The 16,128-nt window shown below is 72.9% G+C and carries 3 protein-coding genes and 1 pseudogene; 1 reads left to right on the top strand and 3 read right to left on the bottom strand.

What is annotated here, in order from left to right; translation table 11 throughout:
• Positions 1 to 300 precede the first annotated feature (300 nt).
• The gene (locus ACIP89_RS33625) at positions 301 to 1,770 is read right to left on the bottom strand and encodes an MFS transporter (RefSeq protein ID WP_401931471.1); all 1,470 of its coding nucleotides are present in this window, start codon (positions 1,768 to 1,770) and stop codon (positions 301 to 303) included.
• A gap of 144 nt (positions 1,771 to 1,914) precedes the next feature.
• On the opposite strand from ACIP89_RS33625, the gene ACIP89_RS33620 reads away from it, so the two are divergent.
• Positions 1,915 to 2,487 (top strand): TetR/AcrR family transcriptional regulator, encoded by a 573-nt coding sequence (locus ACIP89_RS33620; protein ID WP_401932158.1) that lies wholly within the window; start codon positions 1,915 to 1,917, stop codon positions 2,485 to 2,487.
• A 41-nt stretch (positions 2,488 to 2,528) separates the two neighbouring features.
• Here ACIP89_RS33620 and ACIP89_RS33615 read toward each other — a convergent pair whose 3' ends face one another.
• Together ACIP89_RS33615 and ACIP89_RS33610 are read right to left on the bottom strand one after the other, a co-directional pair.
• Positions 2,529 to 4,556: a HelD family protein gene (locus tag ACIP89_RS33615; protein WP_402118159.1), complete on the bottom strand. Its 2,028-nt coding sequence runs from the start codon at positions 4,554 to 4,556 to the stop codon at positions 2,529 to 2,531.
• A gap of 184 nt (positions 4,557 to 4,740) precedes the next feature.
• A pseudogene (locus tag ACIP89_RS33610) lies at positions 4,741 to 16,122 on the bottom strand (SDR family NAD(P)-dependent oxidoreductase); the annotation flags it as partial.
• Positions 16,123 to 16,128 lie beyond the last annotated feature (6 nt).

The raw sequence follows: 16,128 nt of genomic DNA, 5'->3' as shown, positions 1-16,128 counted from the left end.
CAGGGGCCAGGAGTTCCAGATTCTCCGGTGAGCGCCCGCTGAATCCAGCAGGATTCCGTCCACGTCGAAGAGCACAGGAAATCCGGCCAGAGGGCGAAATTGAGTAATTCCGCGGCCACGACGAAATCAGGTCGCACGATTACCGGTTCGCCTGGGTGAAGCCACACCGCGCCCCGCCCCGGCAGGTCGCGGACGCCGCCGGGGCGGGGCGGGTTGTTGGTGGCCCGGTATGCCGTCCTCACGGGCTACCGGGCATGGCCGAACATCTGACAGCCCCCCGGCCGTGGCCGGGGGGCGTCGTCAGCGGGTGGTCGCGGGTACGTCGTTCAGGGTGGGGGCCGTCTCCGGATCAAGGGAGGGCTGCGGTGCTGCGGGGGCTTCCGCAGACTTGGGCTTCGTCAGCCAGAGTCCGGTGAACACGGCGGTGATCAGGGTGACGATGCCGGCCACGAGGAAGGCGCTGTTGAGGCCGGCCTCGAAGGTGGCGCCGCCGGACTGCCGGCTGCGGACGATGGCTCCGAGTACCGCGACGCCGAAGACGCCACCGATCTGCCGGGTGGTGCTGCTGACGCCGGATGCCAGGCCGCCTTCCTGCGGGCTGACCGCTTGGATGGCGGCTCCCGTGAGTGGGGACATGGCCAGGGCGAATCCGGTGCCGGCGAGTGCCAGGCGCCACCACACGTTCTCGTATCCGGTGTCGGCGTGGGCGGTGCCGAGTGCGATCAGGCCCAGGCCGGCCAGGGCGATGCCGGTGGTGACCACGACGCGGAAGCCGTATCGGGCGGCGAGCCGCCCCGCGTACGGGCTGACGACGACCATGGCGAGGGACTGGGGCAGCGTCTGCAGGCCGGCCCGCATGATCGAGCTGCCCTGGACGTAGACGAAGAACTGGGAGAAGAAGAACGAGGAGCCCATGATGGCGAACCCGACCACGACCATGGCGGTGTTGGACACCGTGAACAGGCGTTGCTTGAACAGCCGCAGGGACAGCATGGGCGCGATGCGGCGGGCTTCGACGGCGATGAAGGCGGCGAGGAGGACCAGCGCGGCGGCGAAGCAGGCAAGGATCTCCGGTGACGTCCAGCCGCGGGCACCGCCCTCGATCAGGCCGTAGGTCATCACGCCCACGGCGAGGACGGACAGCACAGTTCCGGGGATGTCGATCGTCGCGGCGTTCGGGTTGCGGGACTCGTCGAGGTAGCGCAGGCCGACCAGCAGGAGGGCCACGCCGAAGGGCAGGTTGACGAGGAAGATGGCGGGCCAGCCGAAGGCCTGGGTCAGTACGCCGCCGGCCACGGGGCCCGCGGCGAGGCCGATTCCGCTGAGTCCGGCCCACAGTCCGATCGCCTTGACGCGCTCCTGCGGTGCGGGGTGGGCGGCGACGAGGAGGGCGAGCGAGGCGGGGGCGAGGGCCGCCGCTCCGATGCCCTGCAGTACCCGGCCGGTGATCAGCCAGCTGACCGAGGGCGCGAGGGCACAGACCAGCGATGCGGCGGTGAACACCGCCACGCCGGACAGGTAGATCCGCTTGCGGCCGAACCGGTCGGCGAAGACGCCGCCGGTCAGGAGCAGCATGGCGACCAGGAGTACGTAGGCGTCGACGATCCACTGAAGGCCGGTCAGTTCCGTGTGGAGCCGGTGCTGCATGTCGGGCAGCGCCGCTCCGACGATCGTGTTGTCGAGCAGGACCATGAACTGGCCCAGGCAGGTCACCGCGAGCAGCACGGCCCGGTTCGGTGGGCTGCCTACTGTCGCAGGCGATGCAGCCATGGAATTCCTCTCAATCGTCGATTGCGCCCGGCCACGACCGGCGTGGTCAGCCTCTGGACGCTTTAAGGCAGTCAGTAGCTGCGTTAGCAGACTATACGGAGGGCCACCCCTTAACGCAAGTCTCGACTGCGTTAAGGTGGGGGCATGGATGAACGACAGCGAACCCGACGGCCCGGCGGGCGCAGCGCCCGCGTCGGCGCACAGGTGCATGAGGCGGTGACCGCTCTGATCAGCGAGCGGGGCTACGGCCACTTCACCGTGGGAGAGGTCGCGGCCCGCGCGGGTGTGGCCGACAGCAGCATCTACCGCCGGTGGGGAAGTCTGGAGGACCTCCTCTCCGAGGTGGCGCTCACCCGCCTCAACGCGCAGTCACCCATGCCCGACACCGGAAGCCTCGCCGGTGACCTGCACGCCTACGCGGCCAACGTCGCCCGCGAGATCACCGGACCCGACGGCCTGGCACTCGTGCGCCTCGCCGTCGCCCTCACCGGCACCGGCGAGCAGGCCCGGCTGGGCCGGGAGGCACGTGACAGCATCCGCGACGAACGCACCCGGCAGATGCAGTCCATGCTCGACCGCGCCGTCGAGCGCGGCGAGAAGGCCCCCGCCGCGCTCGACGTGCTGGACCACGTCCTCGCCCCGATGTACATCCGCGTCCTGTTCGGCATGGAACTCACTCCGGGATACGTGGACGGGCTCGTCGACCGGCTGCTGTGACCGTGCGACGCGCCTTCGGCGGGATCGGGGGCGCGGAGCCGTCAGGCGGGCTGGGCGGTGATGGTGCAGAGGCGTTTGGTGGCCCGGGTCAGGGCTACGTACAGGTCTCTCTCCCCACCGGGGCGGGCCGTGATGATCTCCTCGGGGTTCAGGACGACGACTCCGTCGAATTCCAGGCCGCGTGCTTCGGACGCCGGGACGATGCGTGCCTGGTGCACGATGCCCTGGGCCGTCAGCTCGCTCACCCTGGTGTCCGCGCAGATCACCCCCAGGAGCTCGTCCGGGTGCGCGGCGCTCTGGGCGCGGAGTTCCTGGACGACGGCGGTGACCGATCCGTCCGGAGGTGCGGTCACGGAGCGGGGGCTCTCACCGCTGCGCAGTGACCGTGTGGGCTTCTGGTCCGGAGCGATCCGCGTGAGCAGGTCCCGGACGCTCTCCAGGATCTCCTGCGTGGTGCGGTAACTGACGGTCAGGTTGTGCAGTTTGAACCGCGGTCCGACGTGGGGGCTCAGCGCTTCCGCCCAGTCGCGTGCTGTCGCGACGGGGCCTGCCTGGGCGAAGTCGCCCACCAGCGTCATCGCTCTTGCCGGGCACCGGCGGACGATCATCCGCCACTGCATGGCGGTCAGTTCCTGCGCCTCGTCGACGACGACGTGCCCGTACGTCCGCTCGGGGGGACCGTCGACCAGGCTCGCCGCCTCGTCCAGCAGCGGGACATCGGCACCGGTCCACGGGTCGTCCGGATCCCGCAGCAGCAGGGACCGCTCCTGCCCGGTCAGGCCGGGCAGGTGCTCGGCGAGGGCGTCGGCATTCGTCAGGAGCTCCATCACGAGGCCGCCCGGCAGGAGTCGCGGCCACAGCTCCTCGACCGCCCGGTCGACGCCGGCGTCGTCGAGGAGGTCGGCCCGGATGGCGTCCAAGTCCAGTTCGTGGGCCGGATCCGGGTCGGCCGCGCCTTCGGTACGGCGCTGGGCGGCTCCGGTGAACCGGTCGAGGTTCAGGCCCGTCATCTTCTCGGTGTCGGCGTCGATCTGCTCAAGGATGTCGCCCATGTCCCGCTGCATCGCCTCGGTGACGGCATCGGCCAGGAGTTCCTTGAACACCTGGCGCGCGGGGTTGTGCCCCGGTACGGCTGCCACGGCGGCGTCGCGTGCCGTGGCCACTTCCTTCTCGGACAGGTGGACCACTTCCTGACCGACCCGCACGGTGAAGTCACCGGCGGGGGCCTGGTGGGCGCGCAGCAGGCCGGCCAGGGCGTCGGCGAGGCCGGAGCCGCCCTTGACACGTGCCGTGTCGAAGGGGTCCGTCTCCTCCGTGAACACTCCGGCCAGTTCCTGACAGGTCGCCAGGACGACGTCGTTCTCGCCCAGTGAGGGGAGGACCTGGGAGATGTAGTCGAGGAACCGGGCGTTCGGGCCCACTACCAGGACTCCCTCTTCCGCGGCGCGCGGAAACGCGTACAGGACGTAGGCGGCCCGGTGCAGGGCGACGACCGTCTTGCCGGTGCCGGGCCCGCCCTGCACCACGGTCACCCCTCGGTGGCGGGAGCGGACGATCTCGTCCTGCTCGGCCTGGAGCGTCGCGACGGCGGCGTGCATCTTGCCCGTGCGCCTGGCCGACAGGGCCTCTGTCAGGGGGCCGTCCCCCACGACGTCCTCGTGGGTCGGGTCGGTTCCGTCCAGCAGTTCGTCGCTCACCGAGATGACGGTGCGGTCCTGGAGGCGCAGATGCCTGCGGCGCCGCAGGTCCATCGGGTGGACCGGGGTCGCCTCGTAGAAGGGCCGCGCCGCGTTCGCGCGCCAGTCCACGAGCAGCGGCAGATCGTCCTCCTCCGTGTGGAGTCCGATCCGTCCGATGCGCAGGGCGGTGCCGTCCGTCCAGTCGATCCGTCCGAAGACCAGCCCTTTTTCGGCGCCCTCCAGCCGGCCGATTTCCTTGGCCAGGCGTTCGGCGGCGATTTCCCTCTCGTACGCCTCACCGGCGCTGTCGGCCGGGGCCTTCAGCACGCTCGCTCTGTGCGCTCGTGCCTCGCTGAGCCGCTCGGTGAGCAGCTCGTACAACGAGGACACATAATCCTGCTCCGAATCAACCGCACGCACAGCAGAATCATTCCTTTTCAACAACAAGAAGCTCCTTTGATTCGAGCCACACCATACGGATGAAGCTCTCTAAAGGTAAGTCTTGACTTACTTGTTGGGGCTATGCCCCTACGGCTGGGTCCAGGACGGCCGACCACATTTGCATGTCACGCATTTATCTGCCCTGTATTTCTGAATGCTGGATGGAATGGCCTTCGAGTGAATCGAGCCAGTGCCGGAGGCGCGCGGCGGTCTCCGCCGCCCGGTCCTCGATGATCGAGAAGTGGTCTGCCTCGATGTACTCGGCCGGTCCTCGGTGCTGCCAGTCGGGGACGGGGTCGAATTCGCCGAAGCTGCTCAGTGTCGCGGTGGCCCGCAGGTTCAGGGTCGGAGCGGCGATCCGCTCGGGCTCGCGCTCGGGGTAGATCCGCACGTAGCCGCCCATCGAGACCAGGCCGTGGTCGTCGAGGGGGGTCAGCGCGTTGTCCCGGGACAGGATCTGCCCCAGCGCGTCGATGAGGACGCGGCGGGTCGCTTCGTGCTCGTCCGGGGCGTAGGTGTCGATCATCGCGAGGCCGACGAGTTCGCCGCCGCCGCGCTCGATCCGGCGGGCGACCGCGTGGGCGACCGCACCACCCGCCGAATAGCCGATGAGCGCCACGGGTCCCCGTTCGAGTTCCGGTGCGACGGCCGCGGCGAGGCTCTCGATCGCCGCCTCCCAGGTCGCCGGCAGGTCCTCGCCCGCGCGCATTCCGGGCAGCCGCAGCGCACTGACCTGTCGCTCGCCGCCGAGTTCGCGGGCCAGTCGGGCGAACTGGTGAGGGCCCGATCCTGCCAGGAACGACGGGATGCAGATCAGTGCCGGTGCCGTGGCGCCGCGCGCCAGGAGCTGCGCCGCGGCCGGTCGTCGTGCGGCGGCCTCATCGGCGGTGTACGTGGTCATCAGAGCCGAGCTCGCGGTCAGCAGGGGCATCGCCGCGGCCAGTTCACCGCGCCGGTGTGCCGACGAGACCAGTTCCGTGAGCGTGCCGCGCACGCCGGCCGGTTCCTGCTCGACCACCTCGGTGTCGGGTTCCTCGATCCGCGACCGTACGAGCTTCGCCACGTCGGCGGCGGTCGGATAGTCGAAGATCAGCGTGGACGGCAGCTCCAGGTCGGCGAGTTGGGCGAGCCGGTTGCGGAATTCGACGGCACCGAGGGAGTCGAATCCGAGCTCGGTGAACAGCGCGTGCGGGTCGATCGCCTCGCCGGACCGGTGGCCGAGGACCGCCGCCGCGATGTCGCGCACCTCCCGCAGGATCACACCGTCGCGGTCCGCGTCGGGCAGTGCGGCCCATTGCCGCGCCGGGCTGACATCGGTACTCGCGGCGGCCGGGGGAACCCGGACCAGTCCGCGCAGCGTCGCGGGCAGGGTGCCGCCGCGCGCCAGGCCGGTGAGCGCGGCCATGTCCAGCAGGGCGGTCATCGGTGTCGCGCGGTCCGTGGCGAGTGCGCTGTCGAACAGCGCCATGCCGGACTCCGGGCCGATCGGGACCAGGCCCAGCCTGGTCCGGATCCGGCGGGTGTGCTGCTCGCCGCCGTCCCCGCCGAGTGCCCCTGCCATGCCGACGGTCCACAGCCCCCAGGCCAGTGAATGCGCGGGGAGTCCCGCGCCGCGCCGTACGCGCGCCAGTGCGTCCAGGGCGCTGTTCGCGGCGGCGTAGTTGCCCTGGCCCTGTCCGCCGAGCAGCGGTGCCGCGGACGAGAACAGCACGAACGCCGACAGATCGAGGTCGCGGGTCAGTTCGTGCAGGTGCAGTGCCGCGTCGATCTTCGGTGCCAGTACCCGTGTCGTCTGCGCGGTGGTGAGGGTGTCGAGCGTGCCGTCGTCCAGGACGCCCGCCGTGTGGATGACGGCGGTCAGCGGGGCGTCGGTGCCGATGCCGGCCAACAGAGCCTGGACGGAGGCGCGTTCGGTGACGTCGCACTCAACAATCTCGACGTGGGCGCCGAGAGCGGTCAGTTCGGCGGCCAGTTCGCCGGCACCGGCGGCGGCCGGACCGCGCCGGGACGCCAGCAGCAGGTGCCGTGCGCCGCGCTCCGCGACCAGGTGCCGGGCGACGATCGCGCCGATGCCCCCGGTGCCGCCGGTGATGAGGACCGTGCCCCGGTCGAAGGCCGGTGGCACGCCCGGTTCGGTCGCGGGAAGCGGCTGCAGGCGCGGTGCCAGGAGCCGGCCCCCGCGAACGGCCAGGTGGGGTTCGTCCTGGGCCACGGCGTCGGCGAGCGAGGTGATCGGCAGGGCGTCACCGTCGTGGTCGATGAGCTGGATCCGGCCCGGGTACTCCGACTGTGCGCTGCGCACCAGACCGGCGACGGCGGCCCCGACCAGATCGGGTTCCTCGCCGGGCAGTCCGGCGGCCAGGCGCGTCACGATCACGAGCCGCCCGGGGTGTTCGGCGCCGGTCCAGCTCTGCAGGAGGGCGAGCGTCGTCAGCACACCGGCGTGTACGTCCGCCGCGCCGGCAGCGGTTTCGCGGGGTGCCTGCCACACCACCGTGTGGGGGGCCTCCGGCAGTGCGGCGAGTCCGGCGAGGTCGGCGCAGCTGGTGGGCGGCTCGGGGGCCTCGACGGCCGCGGGATCGCCGAGCACGGCGAGGTGCCGGACGTCCGCCGCGGGGGCTGCGGGCACGGTGACCCATTCGAGGTCGAACAGTGGTGCCGCGCCCTGCAGCCGGGCCAGCACGGCCCGCTCGACCGGGCGGACCCGGACCGACTCCACGCTCAGTACCAGGGCACCGGTCTCGTCGACGGCGTCCACGCGGAAGGTGTCCGGCGCGGTGCGGGCGATGCGGACGCGCAGGGCGCCCGCGCCGGACTGGGCCAGCTGGACTCCGTCGAAGGCGAAGGGCAGGGGCGGCCGGCCGTCGGGCCCGCTCTCGGTGAGGGGGCCGACGGCCGCGTGGAACACCGCGTCCAGCAGCGCCGGGTGCAGTGCGAACGCGGCGCCGCCGGACGCGGCGCCGGTGTCGAGCGCCAGGTCGGCGAAGACCTCTTCGCCGCACGACCAGGCGGCGCGGACCCGCTGGAACGCCGGGCCGTACGCGAATCCGAGGTCAGCGAGCACGCGGTACACCTCCGCCCCTTCGGCCCGTTCGCCCGCGACCGGAGGCCATACCTGGGGCCAGGCCGGTGCCGCGGCCGGTGCGGCGGGGGTGAGCAGGCCGCGGGCCTGCGGGACCCAGGTGTCGGCGACGCGGGTGTGGACCGTCACGGTCCGGTGCCCGTCGGCGTCGGGTTCGCCCACGGCGAGCTGGAGGTCCGCTCCGTCGGCGGGGAGGATCAGCGGTGCGTCGAGCGCCAGTTCCGCCAGGCGCGGCACGCCGAGCCGGGCTCCGGCGGCCAGTGCCAGTTCCACGAATCCGGTGCCCGGCACCACGACCGTGCCGAGGACCGTGTGGTCGGCGAGCCATGGGTGGGTGCGCTGCGAGAGCCTGCCGGTGAACAGCCACTGGTCCGTGCCGGCGAGCTGCACCTGGGCGTGCAGCAGCGGATGGCCGGCGCAGTCGGTACCGGCGAGCGGCACGGCGGTCTCCGCGGGCCGCAGCCAGAATCGTTCGTGCTGGAAGGGATAGGTGGGCAGGGCGGTCCGTGCCTGCGGCCGGGCGCCGAAGTAGCCGGCCCAGCTCACCGGCCGGCCCGCGCAGTGCGCTGTCGCGAGCGCGGTGACCAGTTGCTCGGGTTCGGCGACCGTGCGACGGGATGCCGCGACGGCCGATGCGCGCTGTGCGGGGTCGGCCGCCAGCGTGGCGCGGGTCATGGTGGTCAGCACCGCGTCGGGGCCCAGCTCGACGAAGAGGCCGACGCCCGACCGGAGGAGGGACCGCACGGCGGGGGCGAAGCGCACTGCCTCGCGCACCTGCCGTACCCAGTACTCGGGCGTGCCCAGGGACGCGTCGGCGAAGGCTCCGGAAACCGTGGAGCACAGGGCGATGGACGGCTCGTGGTACGTCAGGTCCGCGGCGATCTCCGCGAACTCGGTCAGCATGGGATCCATCAGGGCGGAGTGGAACGCGTGGCTCACCCGCAGCCTGTTGGTCCTGACGCCCTCGGCCGCCAGCAACGACCCGAGTGCCGACACGGCGTCGGTGCTGCCGGAGAAGACCACCGATCCGGGGGCGTTGACGGCGGCCAGGGAGACCGCGGCGGCCGGATCGGTATTGACCGCAGCCAGCAGTTCCGCGGCCCGCGCCTCCGGCACCTCGGCGGCCAGCATGGCCCCGCCCTCCGGGAGGGCCCCCATCAGACGGCCCCGGGCCGCGACGAGCCGGCACGCGTCCGGCAGCGACCACACTCCGGCCACGTGGGCGGCGGCCAGCTCGCCGACCGAATGCCCGGCCACCGCGTCCGGTGTCAGGCCCATCGACTCGACGAGGCGGTACAGCGCCACCTCGAACGCGAACAGGGCGGGCTGGGCGTACTCGGTGCGGTCGAGCAGGGTCTCGCCGCTCGCGCCGGACATCACGTCCCGCAGGGCGTGCTCCAGGTGTGCGTCGAATTCCGCGCAGACCTCGTCGAGCGCGGCCGCGAAAGCCGGGAACTCCCGGTACAGTCCGGTGCCCATCCCGGTCCGCTGGGCGCCCTGACCGGTGAACAGGAACGCTGTCGTACCCGTCCGGCCGACGCCGTCCACGATGCCCGGTCCCGGCTCGCCGGCCGCCAGCCGGGCCAGGGCCGCCAGCAGCGCCTCCCGGTCCTGGCCGACGGCCCCGGCCCGCTCTTCGAGTTGTGCGCGGTGCAGGGCCAGCGTCGCCGCGGCATCGGTCAGATCGAGTTCGGGGCGTTCGCGCAGGGTGTCGTGCAGGCGGCGCGCCTGGTCCCGCAGCGCGGCAGGCGTCCGCGCGGAGAGCAGCAGCGGCACAGCGGCCGGGGCCGGCGCACCGGCCGGCCGCGACGGGGCCGCGGGTGCCTCTTCGAGGATGACGTGCGCGTTGGTCCCGCTGATCCCGAACGACGACACACCCGCCCGGCGCGGCCGCTCCCCGGCCGGCCACGGTTCGGCGTCCGTCAGGAGCCGTACCGCGTCCTCCTCCCACTCCACGTGCGGTGACGGTGCGTCGACGTGCAGGGTGGCCGGCAGCACCTCGTGCCGCAGCGCCTGCACCATCTTGATCACACCGCCGACACCGGCGGCCGCCTGTGTGTGCCCGATGTTCGACTTCAGCGAACCGATCCGCAGTGGTGCGGTGCGCTCCTGTCCGTAGGCGTTGATCAGGGCCTGCGCCTCGATCGGGTCGCCCAGCGTGGTGCCGGTGCCGTGGGCCTCGACCGCGTCCACCTCGGCCGCGGTCACACCGGCGTTGGCCAGTGCCTGGGCGATGACCCGTTCCTGGGAAGGGCCGTTGGGTGCGGTCAGGCCGTTGCTCGCGCCGTCCTGGTTGATGGCGCTGCCGCGGATCACGGCCAGTACCGGGCGTCCGTTGCGCTGTGCGTCGGACAGCCGCTCCAGGGCGAGTACGCCGACGCCCTCGGCCCACGAGACTCCGTCCGCACCGCTTGAGAACGCCTTGCAGCGCCCGTCCGGTGACAGCGCCCGCTGCCGGGAGAACTCCAGGAACAGCAGCGGGGTCGACATGACCGTCACCCCGCTGGCCAGGACCATCGACGCCTCTCCCGCGCGCAGTGCCTGCGCCGCCAGGTGCAGGGCCACCAGCGAGGAGGAGCACGCCGTGTCCACCGTCACCGCGGGCCCTTCCAGACCGAGTGCGTAGGACACCCGGCCGGAGACGACGCTGCCGGCCGATCCGGTCGCCAGGTAGCCGTCCGCGGCGCCGTCGGCGGCCTCGCGCGCCGTGTATCCGTAGTCCTGGTACATGACGCCCGCGTAGACCCCGGTGTCGCTGCCCCGCAGTGAGGTCGGGTCGATACCGGCGTCTTCGAGCGCTTCCCAGGACGCCTCCAGCAGCAGCCGCTGCTGCGGGTCCATCGCCGCCGCCTCGCGGGGCCCGATCCCGAAGAAGGCGGCGTCGAAGTCGCCCGCGTCGTGCAGGAATCCGCCTTCGCGGGTATAGATCTTGCCCGGTTTGCCGGGGTCGGTGTCGTACAGGTCGTCGACGTCCCAGCCCCGGTCTCCCGGGATCGGGGTGATCGCGTCGACGCGCCTGTCGATCAGGTCCCAGAGCTGGTCGGGATTCTCGACGCCGCCGGGATACCGGCAGCTCATGCCGACGATCGCGATCGGCTCGTCGGCTCCGGCCGCGGACCTGGCACCGGTCGCGGCGGGGCGCGGTCGCGCCGGCTGCGAACCGTCGACCCGGGTGCGCAGGAAACCGGCGACGGCGGAGGCGGTCGGGTAGTCGAACACCAGCGTGGACGGGAGCTGGACACCGGTGGCGGCGGTCACCTTGTTGCGGAACTCGACTCCGCCGAGCGAGTCGAAGCCCAGCTCGGTGAAGGGTGTCCCGGGGTCGATGGCGTCGGCCGACTCGTGGCCGAGGACCGCGGCGGCGATCGCGCGGACCTCATCGCGGATCAGCGTCTCCCACTGCTCCGCGGGGGCGTCGAGCAGCCGCCCGCGCAGCGGGCTGTCGTCGATCCGGCCGCGCGAGGGTACGTGGATCAGCCCGCGCAGGACCGCGGGCAGCGTGCCGAGCCGGCCCAGTGCGGCGAGGGCGGGGGTGTCGAGCAGCGCGGTCATCAGCATCGGTTCTTCGGAGGCCAGCGCGCTGTCGAGCATGTGCATGCCGGTGTCCGGCTCGATCGGGGACAGACCGAGCCGGGTACGGATCTGACGCACCATGTTCTCGCCGCCCGCGTCGTTCAACGCCTCGGCCATGCCGCGCTTCCACAGTCCCCAGGCCAGCGAGTGCGCGGGCAGGCCGGCGCTGCGGCGCGTCCGGGCCAGTGCGTCCATCGCCGCGTTCGCGGCGGCGTAGTTGCCCTGGCCCTGCCCGCCGAGCAGCGGCGCCGCGGACGAGAACAGCACGAACGCCGACAGGTCCATGCCCCGGGTCAGCTCGTGCAGATGCCAGGCGGCGTCGGTCTTCGGCGCGAGCACGCGGTCCACCTGCCCGGCGGTCAGGGTTTCGATGGTGCCGTCGTCGGACACGCCCGCGGTGTGCACGACGGCTGTCAGCGGTTCGTGCGCGGGTACGGATTCCAGCAGCGCGGCAACCTCGGCGCGTTCGCTGACGTCGCACGCGGCGACGCGTACGTCGGCGCCCAGCGCGGTCAGCTCGGTGACCAGTTCCTCGACCCCCGGCGCGGCGGAACCACGGCGTGAGGCGAGCAGCAGGCTGCGCACCCCGTGCCGGGTGACCAGGTGCCGTGCGGTGACGGCGCCCAGGCCGCCCGCGCCGCCGGTGATCAGGACCGTGCCGTCACCGAAGTGTCCGCCGGCCGGTTCGCCGGTGGTCGCACGGGCCAGCCTCGGTACCAGGGTCGCGCCGTCGCGGATCGCGAGCTGTGGTTCGTCCGCGGCGGCCGCGGCGGTGATCCGTTGGCGCAGGTCCGCGACGTCGTCGGGGCCGGTGCCGAGGTCGACGTTGACGATGCGCCCGGGGTGTTCCGACTGCGCGCTGCGTACCAGGCCTCTGACGGCCGCCGCGGCGGGGTCCGGCGTCTCACCGGGCAGGCCCGCCCCTTCGCGGGTCAGCACGACCAGCGTCGAGTCGGCGCAGGCGGGTTCGGTGAGCCAGTCGCGCAGCACCGCGAGGGTGCTGTGCACGGCCGTGCGGATGGCCGCGGGAACGTCGTCGCCGTCCGCCGGCGCCGTCTGGGGCGACCAGACGACGGCCGCGCCGGTGTGACCACCGTCGGCCGCGAACGCCGCGACGTCCTCGAAGGTCCCGGCGCAGCCCGGCACAGGCCTTCCCAGCGCGACCAGTTGCCGGTCCGGCGCCGCGGGCGCCGTCACGGGCGTCCAGTCGAGGGCGTAGAGCGGGCTGCGGGCTCCGGCGAGCGCGCTCGCGTCCGCGGGGCGGGCGAGTACGGCGTCGATCGACAGCACCGCGGCGCCGTCGGCGTCGCAGGCGTCGACGCGTACCTTCTGGGGGCCGGAGCGGATGATGCGGGCGCGGACCGCGGTGGCGCCGGGCCGGTACACGCGGACGCCGCCGAAGGAGAACGGAAGCGGCAGCCTGCCTTCGGGCAGGTCCTCCGCGAGTACGTCGATGGCGGCGTGGAAGACCGCGTCCAGGAGCGCCGGATGCACTCCGAAGCCGGCCGCCCGGCCCACCGCCGTCTCGTCCAGGGCCACCTCGGTGAACACCTCTCCGGCACTGGTCCAGGCCGTGCGCACGCCCTGGAAGCCAGGGCCGTAGCCGAATCCCAGGTCGGCGAGCCGGTCGTACAGGGCCGCCCCGTCGACGGGTGTGCCGTCGGCGGGCGGCCAGTCGGCGCCCGTCCACCGCGGTGTCACGTCGTCGGCGGGGGCGAGGACGCCGGTGGCGTGGAGCGTCCACTCCGGCTCGCCCGGGTGGGACGGCTCGGTGCCGGTGACGGCACGTGAGTGGACCGACAGGCGCCGGCGGCCGGTGTGGTCGGGCTCGCTCACCGAGAGCTGCACGTCCACGGCGGCGGTGCCCTCGAAGAGCAGTGGTGTCGCCAGGACGAGTTCGTCCATGACGGGCAGGTCCAGCCGGCGGCCCGCGGCCAGGGCGAGGTCGACGAATCCGGTGCCGGGCAGCAGCACCGTTCCGAAGGCCGTGTGGTCGGCGATCCACGGCTGGTCGGTGGTGGAGAGCCGGCCGCTGAACAGCCATTCGTCGCGTCCGGCGAGCGGCGCGGCGACGCGCAGCATGGGATGTTCGAGCGCGTGGAGGCCGGCGCGGCTCAGGTCGCCGAGGGCGTCGTCGTCGGGCTGGACCCAGTAGCGGCGGTGCTGGAAGGCGTAGACAGGCAGGTCGAGGTGGCGGGCCGGCCCTTCCGGGATCAGCGGCGCCCAGTCGATGGCGGTCCCCGAGCAGTGTGCCGCGGCGAGCAGCCGCAGGAACTGGCCGGCCTCGTCGGTGCCGCGCCGTGCCGCCGCCGTGACCAGCGAGCGGGAGGACTCCTCGTCGCTGAGTACCTGACGGGTCAGCGCCGTCAGCACCGCGTCCGGGCCGACCTCGACGAACCGGCGCACGCCCGCATCCGCGAGTGAGCGCACCGCGGGCGCGAACCGCACGGCCTCGCGCACCTGCCGCACCCAGTACCGCGGCGTCAGCAGCTCGGGCCCGGCCGGGCCGCCGGACACCGTGGAGCACACGGCGATGCGTGGCGTCCGGTACTCCACCGAACCGGCGACCCGCTCGTACTCGGCGAGCATCGGCTCCATCAGCGCCGAGTGGAAGGCATGGCTGACCGTCAGCCGCTTGGTCTTCACTCCTTCTCCGGCCAGCTCTTCCTCCAGCGCGTGGACCGCCGCCGTCTCGCCGGAGAACACCACCGCCTCGGGCGCGTTCACGGCCGCCAGCGACACCGTTCCGGCCGTGAGGAGTTCCCGTGCCCGGTCCTCCGGCACCGCGGCGGCGAGCATGGCGCCGCCGGCCGGCAGCGCCCCCATCAGCCGGCCGCGGGCGGCGACGAGCCGGCACGCGTCGGCCAGCGACCAGACCCCGGCCACGTGGGCCGCGGCCAGCTCGCCGATCGAGTGCCCGGCCACCACGTCCGGGGTCACGCCGAACGACTCCAGGAGGCGGTACAGCGCCACCTCGAACGCGAACAGCGCGGGCTGGGTGAATTCCGTGCGGTCCAGCAGGCCGGTGTGCCCGGTGTCGCCGGTCCCGCCGGACATGACCTCGCGCAGCGATACCCCCAGCAGGGGGTCGAGTTCCGCGCACACCTCGTCGAGGGCGGCGGCGAACACGGGGAACGCGGCAGCGAGCCCATCGCCCATACCGGTGCGCTGCGCGCCCTGGCCGGTGAACAGGAAGGCCGTCTCGCCGGCGGTGGCGGCGCCCGACACCACGTGCGGGGAGTCCGAACCGGCGGCGAGGGCCGTGAGGCCGGCGAGCAGAGCGGCCCGGTCGGCGCCGAGCACGGCACCGCGCCGGCCCAGCTGGGCGCGCGCTGTGGTCAGGGCGGCGGCGACGTCGGCGTCCTCGGCCTCGGGGTGGCCGGCGAGCCAGTCCAGCAGCCGGCCCGCCTGCGCCCGGAGGGCGGGCTCCGACTTGGCGGAGAGCAGCCACGGCGCCGGCAGTTCCGGCCGGACCGGCTCCGGCGCCGGATCCGGTGCGACGGCGTCGCGGTCGCGCGGCGCCTCTTCGAGGATCACGTGCGCGTTGGTCCCGCTGATGCCGAACGACGACACACCCGTGCGGCGCGGGCGGTCGAGACCGGGCCACACCTGAGGCTGCGTCAGCAGTCGTACGGTGCCCGCCGACCAGTCGGCCTCCGGGGTGGGCTCGTCCACGTGCAGGGTGGAGGGCATGACGCCCTCCCGCATCGCCATGACCATCTTGATCACGCCCGCGACACCCGCCGCGGCCTGCGTGTGACCGATGTTCGACTTGACCGAGCCCAGCCACAACGGGTTGTCGTCCCCACGGCCCTGGCCGTAGGCGGACAGCAGCGCCCGCGCCTCGATGGGGTCACCCAGGCGGGTGCCCGTACCGTGCGCCTCCACCGCGTCCACCTCGGACGCCGACAGCCGCGCGTCGGCGAGCGCGGCCCGGATGACCCGCTCCTGCGCGGGCCCGTTCGGTGCGGTCAGCTGGCTGCTCGCACCGTCCTGGTTCACCGCCGAACCGCGGAGTACCGCCAGTACCCGGTGCCCGGCGCGCTGTGCGTCCGACAGCCGCTCCAGCACCAGGACGCCCACGCCCTCGGCCCAGCCGGTGCCGTCCGCCGAAGAGGAGAACGCCTTGCAGCGCCCGTCCGGTGACAGCCCGCGCTGCCGGGAGAACTCCACGAACGTGCCCGGTGTCGCCATCACCGTGACACCGCCGGCCAGCGCCATGGAGCATTCGCCCCGGCGCAGCGACTGGGCCGCGAGGTGCAGCGCGACCAGCGAGGACGAGCACGCGGTGTCGACCGTCACCGCCGGACCCTCCAGGCCGAAGGTGTAGGACAGCCGGCCCGAGGCGATGCTGCCGGCGCTGCCGGTCAGCAGGTAGCCCTCGAAGTCCTCGGGCGCACGGGGGGTCCGGGAGCCGTAGTCGTCGTACATGACGCCCGCGTACACCCCGGTACGGGTGCCCCGCAGCGTGGTCGGGTCGATGTCCGCGTGCTCGACGGCCTCCCACGCCGTCTCCAGGAGCAGTCGCTGCTGGGGATCCATCGCCGCCGCCTCGCGGGGGCTGATGCCGAAGAACTCGGCGTCGAACCGGTCCGCCTCGTAGAGGAAGCCGCCTTCGCGGGTGTACGAGGTCCCGAGGTGGTCGGGGTCGGGGTGGTACAGGTTCTCCAGGTCCCAGCCGCGGCCCTCCGGGAAGGGGCCGACGGCGTCGCGTTCGGCACGCAGCAGCTCCCACAGGTCGTCGGGGGAGGCGACACCGCCCGGAAGGCGGCAGGCCATGCCCACGATCGCGATCGGCTCGTGTGCGCGCTCCTCCAGTTCCTGCACGCGCTGACGGCTCTCCCGCAGGTCGACGGTGGCCCGCTT

This window comes from Streptomyces sp. NPDC088730, assembly GCF_044751215.1.
GTDB lineage: Bacteria > Actinomycetota > Actinomycetes > Streptomycetales > Streptomycetaceae > Streptomyces.
Note: the sequence above shows the minus strand (reverse complement) of the source record. Positions and strands in the feature narration are given on the sequence as shown.

Coding starts and splice junctions, on each gene's coding strand:
- ACIP89_RS33625 (WP_401931471.1), bottom strand. CDS start 1,770: ATGGCTGCATCGCCTGCGACAGTAGGCAGCCCACCGAACCGGGCCGTG.
- ACIP89_RS33620 (WP_401932158.1), top strand. CDS start 1,915: ATGGATGAACGACAGCGAACCCGACGGCCCGGCGGGCGCAGCGCCCGC.